General features: G+C 59.6%; 12 protein-coding genes. 9 read left to right on the top strand and 3 right to left on the bottom strand.

From position 1 onward, the window contains the following. Positions 1-5 precede the first annotated feature (5 nt). The 3 genes from tauB to tauD all read left to right on the top strand — a co-directional run bounded on the left by tauB (position 6) and on the right by tauD (position 2531). Entirely contained in the window at positions 6-800 is a 795-nt protein-coding gene (gene tauB / locus HK44_RS27380; RefSeq protein ID WP_019691217.1) for a taurine ABC transporter ATP-binding subunit, read from the top strand. Then, positions 797-1624, top strand: coding sequence for a taurine ABC transporter permease TauC (gene tauC / locus HK44_RS27375; protein ID WP_019691216.1), 828 nt, complete (start codon positions 797-799; stop codon positions 1622-1624). The genes tauB and tauC overlap by 4 nt, the downstream gene beginning before the upstream one ends. A 64-nt stretch (positions 1625-1688) precedes the next feature. Beyond that, positions 1689-2531 carry a taurine dioxygenase gene (gene tauD / locus HK44_RS27370; protein WP_019691215.1) on the top strand — a complete coding sequence of 281 codons (843 nt, stop codon included), beginning with the start codon at positions 1689-1691 and terminating at the stop codon, positions 2529-2531. Positions 2532-2623: 92 nt separating this feature from the next. Here the strand turns inward: tauD and mgrA are convergent, their stop codons facing one another. Beyond that, positions 2624-3661, bottom strand: coding sequence for an L-glyceraldehyde 3-phosphate reductase (gene mgrA, locus HK44_RS27365; RefSeq protein WP_019691214.1), 1038 nt, complete (start codon positions 3659-3661; stop codon positions 2624-2626). Between the two features lie 240 nt (positions 3662-3901). On the opposite strand from mgrA, the gene HK44_RS27360 reads away from it, so the two are divergent. Beyond that, complete coding sequence (locus HK44_RS27360) at positions 3902-4159, top strand: hypothetical protein (protein WP_019691213.1); 258 nt, start codon at positions 3902-3904, stop codon at positions 4157-4159. 16 nt (positions 4160-4175) lie between these two features. Here HK44_RS27360 and betT read toward each other — a convergent pair whose 3' ends face one another. Continuing rightward, positions 4176-6137 (bottom strand): choline transporter BetT, encoded by a 1962-nt coding sequence (betT, locus tag HK44_RS27355; protein WP_162174779.1) that lies wholly within the window; start codon positions 6135-6137, stop codon positions 4176-4178. A 385-nt stretch (positions 6138-6522) separates the two neighbouring features. Beyond that, positions 6523-7449 carry a serine O-acetyltransferase EpsC gene (gene epsC / locus HK44_RS27350; protein WP_019691211.1) on the bottom strand — a complete coding sequence of 309 codons (927 nt, stop codon included), beginning with the start codon at positions 7447-7449 and terminating at the stop codon, positions 6523-6525. A gap of 194 nt (positions 7450-7643) precedes the next feature. Here epsC and HK44_RS27345 point away from each other — a divergent pair, with 194 nt between their 5' ends. The 5 genes from HK44_RS27345 (at position 7644) to HK44_RS27325 (ending at position 12442) form a co-directional block, all read left to right on the top strand. Continuing rightward, on the top strand, positions 7644-8636 hold the full coding sequence (locus HK44_RS27345; RefSeq protein WP_019691210.1) for a D-cysteine desulfhydrase: 993 nt from the start codon (positions 7644-7646) through the stop codon (positions 8634-8636). 367 nt (positions 8637-9003) lie between these two features. Next, the gene (gene tcyJ / locus HK44_RS27340; protein WP_019691209.1) at positions 9004-9804 is read left to right on the top strand and encodes a cystine ABC transporter substrate-binding protein; all 801 of its coding nucleotides are present in this window, start codon (positions 9004-9006) and stop codon (positions 9802-9804) included. Next, positions 9804-10469, top strand: a complete 666-nt coding sequence (gene tcyL, locus HK44_RS27335; RefSeq protein ID WP_019691208.1) for a cystine ABC transporter permease — start codon at positions 9804-9806, stop codon at positions 10467-10469. The genes tcyJ and tcyL overlap by 1 nt, the downstream gene beginning before the upstream one ends. A 4-nt stretch (positions 10470-10473) precedes the next feature. After that, complete coding sequence (tcyN, locus tag HK44_RS27330) at positions 10474-11220, top strand: L-cystine ABC transporter ATP-binding protein TcyN (RefSeq protein WP_019691207.1); 747 nt, start codon at positions 10474-10476, stop codon at positions 11218-11220. Between the two features lie 481 nt (positions 11221-11701). Continuing rightward, a complete protein-coding gene (locus HK44_RS27325; RefSeq protein WP_031319734.1) occupies positions 11702-12442 on the top strand; it encodes a hypothetical protein in 741 nt (246 codons plus the stop codon). Positions 12443-12638: the final 196 nt, after the last annotated feature.

Below are 12638 nucleotides of genomic sequence, written 5' to 3'. Positions count from 1 at the left end.
CCGCGATGGCCTTGCTACAGCTGGAGCGTATCAGCGCACAGTACCCAGGCAGCCCGGAACCGGTGCTGGCGGATATTTCCTTAAGCCTTGGGCCTCAGCAATTGCTGGTCGCCCTCGGCCCGTCCGGCAGCGGCAAGACCTCGCTGTTGAACCTGATCGCCGGGTTCGTCGAACCCAGCGCCGGGCGCATCACCCTTGACGGCGTACCGGTCAAAGGTCCGGGCGCCGAACGTGGCGTGGTGTTCCAGGACGACGCGCTGCTGCCCTGGCAGGACGTGTTGGCCAATGTTGGTTTCGGTCTGGAACTGGCCGGTGTACCGCGTGATAAACGCGAAATCCGCGCCCGGGAAATGCTCGCGCTGGTCGACCTCGCAGGCTTTGACGCGCGTCGCATCTGGCAGCTGTCAGGCGGCCAGAAACAACGTGTCGGCCTGGCCCGCGCCCTCGCGGCTGATCCGCGCGTGCTGCTGATGGACGAACCCTTCGGCGCCCTCGACGCGTTCACCCGCGAACAGATGCAGGAACTGCTGCTGCAAGTCTGGCGGCGTACCGCCAAACCGGTGTTCCTGATTACCCACGACATTGAAGAAGCGGTGTTCCTGGCCACGGATCTGATTCTGTTGGCGCCGAACCCTGGGCAAATCGTCGAGCGCTTGCAGCTGGATTTTGGTCAGCGTTACGCCGCTGGCGAGTCGGCCAGAGCGATCAAATCCGACCCACGCTTTATCGAAACCCGCGAACATGTACTCGCCCGTGTGTTCTCCCAACGCAGCACTGCCCAGCGGCAGGAGCGCGCATGAGCAGTTATGAAATCCCGGCCACGACGGCCAGGTCCGCCAGCCCATCGACGCTGATTCCGCTGCGTCGCCGCCTCGGCACACGCTGGATCAGCGTACTGACACTGATCGCTCTACTCACTGTTTGGTGGGCTGTTACCGCCAATGGCCTGATCGAGCCGTTGTTCCTGCCACCGCCGTCGGCGGTCCTGCAAAAGGGCTGGTTGCTGGCGACGACGGGTTATATGGACTCGACCCTCTGGCAGCACCTGGGCGCAAGCCTCAGCCGGATTGGTCTGGGCCTGGGATTTGCAGTCCTGACGGCCGTGCCGGTCGGTATCGCCATCGGTCACAACCGCATCGCACGCGGCATTCTCGATCCGCTGATCGAGTTCTACCGGCCTATTCCGCCGCTGGCCTACCTGCCGTTGATCGTGATCTGGTGCGGCATCGGTGAGCTGTCCAAGGTGTTGCTGATCTATCTGGCGATCTTCGCCCCGATCGCCATCGCCACCGCGACCGGCGTGCGTACCGTCGACCCCGCCGCGCAGTCGCTGGGCGCGACCCGGGCCCAGCTGATTCGCCATGTGATTTTGCCGAGTGCCTTGCCGGACATTCTGACCGGTGTGCGCATTGGCTTGGGCGTGGGTTGGTCGACGCTGGTGGCTGCCGAGCTGATCGCCGCCACCAGCGGGCTGGGCTTCATGGTGCAGTCAGCCGCGCAATTTCTGGTGACCGATGTGGTGGTGCTGGGGATTCTGGTCATTGCACTGATCGCCTTCGCCATGGAAATGGGCCTGCGTGCGCTGCAACGCAAATTGGTGCCGTGGCATGGCCAGGCGCACTAAATATTCATGTGGGATCGCCGCACCGTCGCTCCCACAGTCGGCACCCCGAATTGAAGAGAAAACCATGAGCAGCCTGGCCATCACCCCACTCAGCACCGCCCTCGGCGCGCAGATCAGCGGCATCGATATCTCCCAGCCACTGAACCTCGAACAACGCGATGCAATCGAGCAGGCGTTGCTCAGGCATCAGGTGCTGTTCTTCCGCGGGCAACCGATCAACCCGCAACAGCAGGCACGCTTCGCGGCGAATTTCGGCAACCTGCACATTCACCCGATCTACCCGAATGTGCCGGAACAGCCGGAAGTGTTGATTCTCGACACTGCCGAAACCGACGTGCGCGACAACGCCGTGTGGCACACCGACGTAACCTTCCTGCCAACCCCGGCCCTCGGCGCGGTGCTCAGCGCCAAGCTGTTGCCGGAGTTTGGGGGCGACACCTTGTGGGCCAGCGGTATTGCAGCGTACGAGGCCCTTTCAGTGCCTCTGCAAAACTTGCTGCAAGGCCTGACCGCGACCCACGACTTCGTCAAATCCTTCCCGTTGGAACGCTTTGGAAACACGCCTGAAGCACTGGCTCAGTGGGAAGAAACGCGCAAGAAAAATCCGCCGCTGTCGCATCCGGTAATCCGCACGCACCCGGTGAGCGGGCGCAAGTCGTTGTTCGTCAATGAAGGCTTCACGACGAAGATCAATGAGCTCTCGGAAACCGAAAGCGAGGCGATTCTGAGGTTGCTGTTCGCCCATGCTACGCGGCCGGAATTTACCATTCGCTGGCGTTGGCAGGAAAACGACGTGGCCTTCTGGGATAACCGCGTGACCCAGCATTTTGCGGTGGACGATTACCGACCGGCCCGGCGGGTGATGCACCGGGCGACGGTGTTGGGGGATGTGCCGTTTTTCCGCTGAGCCACTGGCTTCTTTACTGCTTTTTTTGGCCCCATCGCGAGCTTGCTCGCGAAAGCAATCTGACAGGCACCAAAAGATCCGGCGCCGAACACTTACTCCGCCGTCGAAGGCTTCTCCCACAAATTGATCCCGCCCTCTTGGGCAAACCGGTCAATCTCTGCCAGTTCCTCAACGCTGAAGCTCAAGTTCTTCAACGCCCCAACGTTCTCGATAATCTGCTCCGGGCGGCTGGCGCCAATCAGCGCCGAGGTCACTCGCGGGTCGCGCAGTGTCCAGGCCAGGGCCATTTGCGCCAGGCTTTGGCCACGGCGTTTGGCGATCTCGTTGAGGGCGCGCACCAGGGCAATGTTGGCATCGGACAGGTGTGAGGCTTGCAACGAGTCACCGCCCGGACGGTTGACCCGCGCATCTTTCGGTACGCCATTAAGGTACTTGTCGGTCAACAGTCCCTGAGCCAACGGCGTAAACGCAATCACACCCGAGCCGAGTTCATCGGTGGCGTCCAGCAGGTCTTTTTCCACCCAACGGTTGAGCAAGTTGTAAGCCGGCTGGTGGATCAACAGCGGGACTTTCCACTCTTTCAGCAGTGCAGCCATTTCGCGGGTTTTCGCCCCGGAATACGACGAGATACCGATGTACAGCGCCTTGCCCTGCTGAACGGCAGTCGCCAATGCGCCAGCGGTTTCTTCCAGCGGAGTGTCCGGGTCGAAGCGGTGGGAGTAAAAAATATCCACATAATCGACGCCCAGGCGTTGCAGGCTCTGGTCGAGGCTGGCCAGCACGTATTTACGCGAGCCGCCGCCCTGGCCGTAAGGGCCGGGCCACATGTCCCAACCGGCCTTGCTGGAGATGATCAGCTCGTCGCGGTACGGCTTGAAGTCTTCGCGCAGCAAACGGCCGAAGTTGATCTCGGCACTGCCGTACGGCGGGCCGTAATTATTGGCCAGGTCGAAGTGGTTGATGCCCAGGTCGAAGGCGGTACGCAGCAAGGATCGCTGGGTATCGATCGGCGTGCTGTCGCCGAAGTTGTGCCACAAGCCCAGCGACAGTGCCGGCAGCACCAGCCCGCTGCGACCGACGCGGCGGTAAGGAATGGAATCGTAACGATCAGCAGCAGCGGTGTAAGTCATCGAGCCCTCTCTTGTTGTGAGCGACGAGGTCGCAAGCGTTGCCCAGCATACGCTCAGGCAGCGCATTCAAAACGGGGAGTTCGACTAAATGCTGAAACGTTTCATATCCTTCTTGATTTTGGCCCTTACGCCGAATGTGTATTGAGGGTGGCGACCTTTGACCGCCACCTAATCCAGCGCCATTGTGCTAAACGACGCCTATGCTCGGTATGACAAACACCGGCTCGGGAGCACACCATCATGCACACCACGATCATCATCACCTTCGGCCTGGTCTTGCTGGCGCTGATGCTGTTCATCGGTGAGAAGCTCGGCTTCAGCCGCCAGACCCTGACCTACAGCTTCGTCGTCCTGTGGCTGGCACTGACGGTAATCAACGGCGCCATCGGCATGATCACCGCCGGGCAACCGCTGACCTCCGAATTGATGGTGGGCTTTATGGTGTTCGGTGTGCCGGTAGCCGCTCTGGTGCTGTTCATGACCTTGAACATCGCTTGAGCAGCACCGGCCTCGGTCAGCGCACCAGATGCAGGAACTGCATGTGCCGCTCGTACTGATCGAGGATGTCGTTGATGATTTGCTCCTTGGTGTAGCCCATCAAATCGTAGTCCTGACTGCCCTCGCTCAAGTGCACCTCGGCGCGGTAGTAGCGACGATTACGCAGCGCCTTGGGACCCATCCCGCCGCGGGCGAAGGACGGTGTGAAGTAACCGCGCATTTGCGCCTGGTAGATGAACGGATGCTGATCGCCGTGACCGATTTCCAGGCTGACGTTGTCACTGGCCGGGTCCGGTCGAGCGACCACGTTCACCCCTTTCTCGACAAACACTGCCGTCACTTCTTCAATCGCCGGACGCACCGTCGTGTCGAGGAAACGGTACACCTCGTCACGCGACGGGAAGTGCACGGCCTGGCTCAAGCGCTGACGCCAGCCACCCTTGCCGCGCCGCGATGCCGAGACCGGTGCCAACGAGTGCAACTGGGCGATCTGCCTCTGCGATTCGAGGTAGAACGCCTTGTGCAACCCCCACATCATCAGCAACAGAATCAGCGAGAACGGCAATGAGGTCAGCACCACCGCCGACTTCAACGAATCGATGCTGCCGGCAAACAACAATGCGCTGGTGACCAACGCGGTCATCGCCCCCCAGAACACCCGCAGCCATTTCGGCCCGTCTTCATCGGCGTTGCCGCCCTTGGCCGACAGCGTCGAGAGCACCACGGTGCCGGAATCGGCCGAGGTGACGAAGAACACGAAGCTGATGAACACCGTGACGGCAATCACCGTTTTGCTCCACGGGTAGGTTTCCAGCAGCAGGTAGAGGGTCATCGACGGGGTCTCGATGGCCGACAGGCCAAGGGCACTCATGCCGTGGTTGAGCACCAGGTCGATGGCGCTGTTACCGAAGATCGACATCCACGCCAAGGTGAAGCCGAGCGGAATCAACAGCACGCCGAAGACGAATTCGCGGATGGTCCGGCCACGGGAAATACGTGCGATGAACAGGCCCACGAACGGCGACCATGCGATCCACCAGGCCCAGTAGAACACCGTCCAACCGCCCAGCCAGTCGCTGGGTTTGTCGTAGGCGTAAAGGTCGAAACTCTTCATCGGCAAGGTGCCGAGGTAATCGCCAAGGTTCTGGATCAGAGTATTGAGCAGGTGCTGGGTAGGACCGGCGAACAACACGAACAGCAGCAACGCGCAGGCCAGCAGCATGTTGATGTCGGACATCACCCGCACGCCTTTATCGACGCCGGCGACGGCGACGATGATCGCCGCGCCCATCATCAGCGTGATCAGGCCGACCTGAATCCACTGGGTGTGGGCAATGCCGAACAAATAGTCGAGACCGGAGTTGAGGTGCAACACGCCGAAGCCCATGTCAGCGCCCAGACCGAACACCGTGGCAATGATGCCGAAGCCATCCACCGCATAACCGATAGGGCCGTTGATGCGTTTGCCGATCAGCGGATAAAGCGCCGAGCGCAGGGCCAGCGGCAGGTTATGCCGATAGGCGAAATAGGCCAGCGCCATGCCGACAAAAGCGAACACGCCCCAGCCGTGCAGGCCCCAATGCAGAAACAGGACCCGCATCGCCTGGCGTGCCGCATCCGCTGTGCCGGCCTCGCCCTGCGGCGGTTGCAGCATGTGCGTCAGCGGTTCGGACACGCAGAAGAAAAACAGCGTGATGCTGATCCCGGCGGCAAACAGCATGCCGGCCCAGGACAGGTAACTGAATTCGGGCTCGTCGTGGTCGGCACCGAGCTTGATCTTGCCGTAGCCAGACAAGGCGGTGACCACCACGAAGACCAGATACAGGGTCATCGCCAGCATGTAGTACCAGCCGACCGTATTGGCCGCCCGGTTTTGCGCCGCGAGCAGCCAGGCGCCGGACTGTTGCGGGAAGGCAATGACCACCAGGCCGAACAGTAAAATGAAGGTCGCCGCGAAGTAGAACACCGGCGGATTCATGCGGATCTGACCGCTTGGAGGGGTGAACGATGCACTCATGAAGCGTGCACCTCGAGGGGGTAAAACGTGGCTGTAAAAAACAGACTCAGCAAAGGCTAGCCTCCTGTTGTGAGCGGGCAGCGAGCCACCGGTTTAACTTGAATGAACGTTCAAGTTAAACATGGATAGGCTGTGAGGACTAATCGCAAGGCTCGGCGGTACGTCTGTGGCGAGGGGGCTTGTCGGAACGCCGCATCGCCCCGTTGGGGCGCGCAGCGGCCCCGAAATCCACAACCGAATTCTTTCAGCTAAAACCGCGCAGGCAGGCTTTACGACTGCTTCGCCCGAGCGCGGACCGGCCGACGGGGGCAAGCCCCCTCGCCACAGGTGTTAAGTGTCGGCTGGCTTACTTCTGCGTCCCGTCATCATGCTGCAGATTGGCCTGGGTCAGGTTGCAGCCGGCCGGTACGCTGCGGGTCAGCCAGACGTTGCCGCCGATGGTCGAGCCCTTGCCGATGGTGATCCGTCCGAGGATGGTCGCGCCGGCATAGATCACCACATCGTCTTCAACGATCGGATGGCGCGGATGGCCCTTCTGCAACTGGCCGTCTTCATCGGCCGGGAAGCGTTTGGCGCCGAGGGTCACGGCCTGGTAGATGCGCACCCGCTCGCCGATGATCGCGGTCTCGCCGATTACCACGCCCGTGCCGTGGTCGATGAAGAAACTGCGGCCGATCTGCGCGCCCGGGTGAATGTCGATACCGGTGGCCGAGTGCGCGATTTCTGCACTGATCCGCGCCAGCAATGGCAGCCCGGCGCGGTACAAATGGTGGGCCAGACGATGGTGAATCACCGCCAGAATCCCCGGATAGCACAGCAGCACTTCATCGACACTGCGTGCTGCCGGGTCGCCGTGATACGCCGCCAGCACATCGGAATCCAACAGGCTGCGCAGACCCGGCAAGGCCAGGGCGAAATCCTGGATCAGACTGATCGCTCGCGCCTCGACTTCGGTATCGACCCGGGCGCTTTGCCGTGCGACATAGCGCAGCTCCAGCCGCGCCTGAGCCAGCAGCGCGTTCAGCGCCACATCCAGCGTATGCCCGACGTAGAAGTCTTCACTCTCCTCGCGCAGATCCACCGGGCCTAGGCGCATCGGGAACAACGCACCACACAGTGCTTCGAGAATCTCCGCCATCGCCGCGCGCGATGGCAGCTCACGCCCGCCCTGCTCGCCGCTGATACGACCGTTCTGCGCACGCCACTGGTCACGGGCGGTGCGCAATTGGCTGACGATGGTCTGTAATTGCCAATGGCTGGAACGCTGGCTCACGGTAAAACTCCTCACGTGCTGCGGCCGGACGATAAGGCCGCCTAAACGGCGTTCACTTTACGGTATGCGCTCAAAGCGGAATTAAGAACGAATTGTGCTGTTATCAGCACTTTTTGGCATAAGCGATATTGTCGGTTGCCCGAGCAAATCGGCCTGCCTATAGTCCAGTCATCTCCCTCAACCCGTGCGGCCCCATGATCAAACAACAGCTGGCTCGTTTTAATCGTCTGGATCTTCTCGCCAATGCTACCGCCCTGGAAAAACTCGAACGCTTGTCGACCTGGCTCGGTCGGGATGTCTACGTCAAACGTGACGACCTGACACCGTTGGCCATGGGCGGCAACAAGCTGCGCAAACTCGAATACCTTGCCGCCGACGCGCTCGCGCAAGGTGCCGATACGCTGATTACCGCTGGCGCCATCCAGTCCAACCATGTACGTCAGACGGCAGCGCTTGCCGCCAAACTGGGCCTGGGCTGTGTCGCCTTGCTGGAGAATCCGATCGGCACCGATGACCGCAATTATCTGGGCAATGGCAATCGGCTGCTGCTGGATCTGTTCGACGCCAAGGTTGAGTTGGTGGACAGCCTCGACAACGCCGACCAACAGTTGCAAGCCTTGGCCGAGCGTCTGCGCAGCAATGGCAAGAAACCCTATCCGGTGCCGATTGGCGGCTCCAACGCCTTGGGCGCGCTGGGCTATGTACGTGCCGGACTGGAACTGGCCGGACAAATCGAGGACAGCGGCCTGGCGTTTGCTGCAGTGGTGTTGGCTTCGGGCAGCGCCGGCACTCACAGCGGTCTGGCGTTGACGCTGAGCGAAGTATTGCCGGACTTGCCGGTAATCGGCGTCACCGTTTCGCGCAGCGACGAAGACCAGCGGCCGAAGGTCCAGGGCCTGGCCGAGCGCACCGCCGAACTGCTGGGCGTGAACCTGCCGGCGAGTTTCAAGGTTCAATTGTGGGACGAGTATTTCGCTCCTCGTTACGGCGAGCCGAACGCCGGCACCCTGGCGGCAATCAAGTTGCTGGCCAGTCAGGAAGGTCTGTTGCTCGACCCGGTCTACACCGGCAAAGCCATGGCCGGTTTGCTCGACGGTATCGGCCGGCAGCGCTTCAATGACGGCCCGATCATCTTCCTGCACACCGGTGGTGCGCCCGCGTTGTTTGCCTATAACTCGGCATTTTGAGCCAGCCGGAAAAAGATCTTCTGTGGCGAGGGAGCTTGCTCCCGCTGGGATGCGAAGCATCCCAAAAATTCGCGACCCGGCTCTTGCAGATACGTCGCGCTGTATTGATTTGCGGTTGCTACGCAACCGAGCGGGAGCAAGCTCCCTCGCCACAGGAATTGCATGCAACCTTTATATTCCAATAAAGAATAGCAAACTGAATTTATATCATTTTCACATCTAAAAGCCTCATCATATAGTCTCGCCGCAGGCGCAATTGCCGCGAGACGCATACGCTGCTTTTAGGGCACGATGTTGCAGCCGTTCTATTCTCGGTTTTGCCTGCTTCTCCAAAAAATGTCTTCATAAAAAAACACAGGGGCTTGTCATGAATTTTTCCGCGTTTCGTCGAAATCTGCTGGTGGGCTCGCTGGGCCTGGTACTCGGTGCTGGCCTGTTGGGGCAAGCGGTGGCTGGTGAGCAGCTGCAAAAAATCAAGGAAGCCGGCGTGATCAACGTCGGTCTGGAAGGCACTTATCCACCGTTCAGTTTCGTCGATGCCGACGGCAAGCTGGCCGGCTTCGAAGTGGAGTTCTCCGAAGCCCTGGCCAAAGAGCTGGGCGTGAAGGTCAAACTGCAACCGACCAAATGGGACGGCATCCTCGCGGCGCTGGAATCCAAGCGTCTGGACGCAGTGATCAACCAGGTGACGATTTCCGAAGAGCGCAAGAAAAAGTACGACTTCTCCGAGCCCTACACTGTTTCCGGAATACAGGCGCTGGTGCTGACGAAGAAGGTTGCGGCGCTGAACATCAAGACCGCCGCCGACCTGACCGGCAAAAAAGTCGGTGTAGGCCTGGGCACCAACTATGAGCAGTGGGTAAAAGCCAATGTGCCAGGCGCTGAAGTCCGCACCTACGAAGACGATCCGACCAAGTTCCAGGACCTGCGCGTTGGCCGCACCGACGTCATTCTGATCGACCGCCTCGCCGCGCTGGAATACGCCAAGAAGGCCAAAGACACCACCGCCGCCGGCGAAGCGTTCTCCCGTCAGGAAGCCGGTATTGCCCTGCGCAAAGGCGAGCCTGAACTGCTGGCCGCGGTGAACAAGGCCATCGATAAGCTGCGCGCCGACGGCACTCTGAAAAAGCTCTCGGAAAAATACTTCAACGCTGACGTCACTCAATAATGGAAGCAGGTTTCCAACTCGCGCTGGACTCCGCGCCCTTTCTGCTCAAGGGCGCGTATTTCACGGTCATCCTCAGCCTCGGCGGGATGTTCTTTGGTCTGTTGCTGGGGTTTAGCCTGGCCTTGATGCGCTTGTCGCGCTTCAAGCTGGTGAGCTGGATCGCCCGTGTCTACGTGTCGTTCTTTCGCGGCACGCCGCTGTTGGTGCAACTGTTCGTGATCTATTACGGCTTGCCGCAATTGGGCATCGAACTTGATCCGCTGCCAGCCGCCTTGATCGGCTTCTCGCTGAACATGGCCGCCTACGCCTGCGAAATCCTCCGCGCCGCGATCAGTTCCATCGAACGCGGCCAGTGGGAAGCCGCTGCCAGTATCGGCATGACCCGCGCGCAAACCCTGCGCCGGGCCATCCTGCCGCAAGCTGCGCGAACGGCGCTGCCGCCACTGGGCAACAGCTTCATTTCGCTGGTCAAGGACACTGCGCTGGCGGCGACCATTCAGGTGCCGGAACTGTTCCGTCAGGCACAGCTGATCACCGCCCGCACCTTCGAAATTTTCACCATGTATCTTGCCGCCGCACTGATTTACTGGATTCTTGCAACGGTGCTCTCGCACCTGCAAAACCAGTTGGAAGAGCGGGTCAATCGGCACGACCAGGAGTCCTGACCCCATGATTGTCGTGGAAAAACTGACAAAGCAGTTCAAGGGTCAAGTGGTGCTCAATGGCATCGATCTGAAGGTTGAAGAAGGCGAGGTGGTGGCGATCATCGGCCCAAGCGGCTCGGGCAAGACCACCTTCCTGCGTTGCCTGAACTTTCTTGAAGAACCCACCAGCGGCCGGATCAAGGTCGGCGACATCGAGATCGATGGCAGCCGCCCGTTGAACCAGCAGCAGAGCCTGGTGCGCCGGTTGCGCCAGCATGTCGGCTTCGTGTTTCAGAACTTCAATCTGTTCCCCCATCGCACGGCCTTGGAAAACGTCATCGAAGGCCCTTTGGTGGTGAAGAAAATGCCAAAGGACCAAGCATTGGCGCTGGGTCGAAAACTGCTGGCCAAGGTCGGCCTGGCAGGCAAGGAAGACGCCTATCCGCGCAGGTTGTCCGGTGGGCAGCAACAGCGCGTGGCAATCGCCCGGGCGCTGGCCATGGAGCCGGAAGTGATTCTCTTCGACGAGCCAACCTCGGCGCTCGATCCGGAACTGGTCGGCGAAGTGCTGGCGGCTATTCGCAGCCTGGCCGAAGAAAAACGCACGATGGTCATCGTTACCCACGAAATGAGTTTTGCTCGTGATGTGGCGAACCGGGTGGTGTTTTTCGACAAAGGCGTCATCGTCGAACAAGGTGAAGCGAAGGCGTTGTTTGCCAATCCGAAAGAAGAACGAACCCGGCAATTCCTCAATAAGTTCCTCAACTCCTGAAGCTAATTATCATACCCAAATATGCATTAACCACTGTCAACTTCCACGGACGGAAGTGACATCTACCGCACTATTCGACTCTCATCACTCCCGCCTTCTATCGATGTCCATAATTATCTAATCATCCGAGTCGAAAGCGGTATATAGATACCTCCTGCAACATCCTCCCGTCACGTAACCTCCAACACACTCATATAGATCCAATGCCAGAAAACGCCGGAAACACTGGCTCACAAATCGAGCGCATCCAGGAAAATGCTGAACAGCGTGTCCATCGATAGCTATTCACAGGTAGGAAACATCTGAATAGCCTGGTATTCCCACGTTCTCAACTTGCGTCTATTGACACTCCGCCGACCACTCCCTTATCTAGTCGCTAACAGGTATTTCATAGTGCTTTAATATATTTAATCGCCTACTACCCTAACGCCTTCGACACTTCCGAAATGGACTTCGCTGCGATGTTTCAAGGAGAACACACATGACTTGTATGTCGAACAAAGTTGAACTGGCGGCTCCCGGCCTGACACAGTCGTCCGGCTCCGCCATCAACATCACTACCGCTGCTTACCTGCTGATCGAGATACCGCCTTATGCCGGCATGGACGAAGGTGATCTGATCGAACTGTTCTGGGACAACTGCTATGTGGCCTCAAGGGTGCTCAACCGCGCAGAAGTCGGTCAGCCGCTCAACCTGCGGGTTCCCGAGAGTTTTATCCGCAATGGCAGCTCGTGTATCCACTACCGGCTCATGCAAGTCGGACAAGGCCCGGCGCTGTCCGCGGCGAAACAGGTCCAGGTCAAACTCGACTGCCCGGGTGGTCAGCCACACACCCTGTGCGCAGATGAAAACCAGCACCTGGAGCCATTGGGTATTCCCGAGATGATTCGCCGTCACGGGGTCAATCCGAACCAGATCAAACGTGGCGTGCCACTGATCATCGAACCTTATCTGAACATGGCGGCTGATGATGAAATCACCCTGCGCTGGGGCGATGTGCGCATGGACTTGCCCAGGATCAAACCCGGCGAAGTCGGCCACCCGATCAACGTCTGGGTGCCGTCAGCAGTGATTCTTGAAGCCGGTGAAGATAACCGGCTGGAAGTCACCTACTGCATCCTCGATCGCGTCGGTAACAACTCGCGCTGGGCGCCGGCGCGCACCTTGAAAGTCGGCTGCGCCAATACGTATTTCAAAGTACCACCCAAAGACCCGCTATGAGCCGCCGAACCCTGGCGACGATAAGGCGCTTACTGTGGCGAGGGAGCTTGCTCCCTCGCCACAGGATACAGAGCTAGCCTTCTATGCATATTCCTAAAAGTTAGTTCATTAATTTTTTATACGCGTTTAGGGTATATAAACCGGACCACCGGACATTCTTGATTTTGATTTCGCCGCACGCTGCGGCTTATCCATG

The sequence above is a fragment of the Pseudomonas fluorescens HK44 genome (assembly GCF_000217955.3).
In the GTDB taxonomy this organism is placed as follows: domain Bacteria; phylum Pseudomonadota; class Gammaproteobacteria; order Pseudomonadales; family Pseudomonadaceae; genus Aquipseudomonas; species Aquipseudomonas fluorescens_AQ.
The sequence above is the reverse complement of the archived record's forward strand: the minus strand, read 5'-3'. Positions and strand labels throughout refer to the sequence as shown.

Excerpts from the sequence above, each read along its gene's own strand:
- HK44_RS27325 (WP_031319734.1), top strand. The coding sequence starts at position 11,702 with ATGACTTGTATGTCGAACAAAGTTGAACTGGCGGCTCCCGGCCTGACA.
- mgrA (WP_019691214.1), bottom strand. The coding sequence starts at position 3,661 with ATGACTTACACCGCTGCTGCTGATCGTTACGATTCCATTCCTTACCGC.
- tcyL (WP_019691208.1), top strand. The coding sequence starts at position 9,804 with ATGGAAGCAGGTTTCCAACTCGCGCTGGACTCCGCGCCCTTTCTGCTC.
- tcyJ (WP_019691209.1), top strand. The coding sequence starts at position 9,004 with ATGAATTTTTCCGCGTTTCGTCGAAATCTGCTGGTGGGCTCGCTGGGC.
- tauB (WP_019691217.1), top strand. The coding sequence starts at position 6 with ATGGCCTTGCTACAGCTGGAGCGTATCAGCGCACAGTACCCAGGCAGC.
- tauD (WP_019691215.1), top strand. The coding sequence starts at position 1,689 with ATGAGCAGCCTGGCCATCACCCCACTCAGCACCGCCCTCGGCGCGCAG.
- tcyN (WP_019691207.1), top strand. The coding sequence starts at position 10,474 with ATGATTGTCGTGGAAAAACTGACAAAGCAGTTCAAGGGTCAAGTGGTG.
- tauC (WP_019691216.1), top strand. The coding sequence starts at position 797 with ATGAGCAGTTATGAAATCCCGGCCACGACGGCCAGGTCCGCCAGCCCA.
- betT (WP_162174779.1), bottom strand. The coding sequence starts at position 6,137 with ATGAATCCGCCGGTGTTCTACTTCGCGGCGACCTTCATTTTACTGTTC.
- HK44_RS27360 (WP_019691213.1), top strand. The coding sequence starts at position 3,902 with ATGCACACCACGATCATCATCACCTTCGGCCTGGTCTTGCTGGCGCTG.
- HK44_RS27345 (WP_019691210.1), top strand. The coding sequence starts at position 7,644 with ATGATCAAACAACAGCTGGCTCGTTTTAATCGTCTGGATCTTCTCGCC.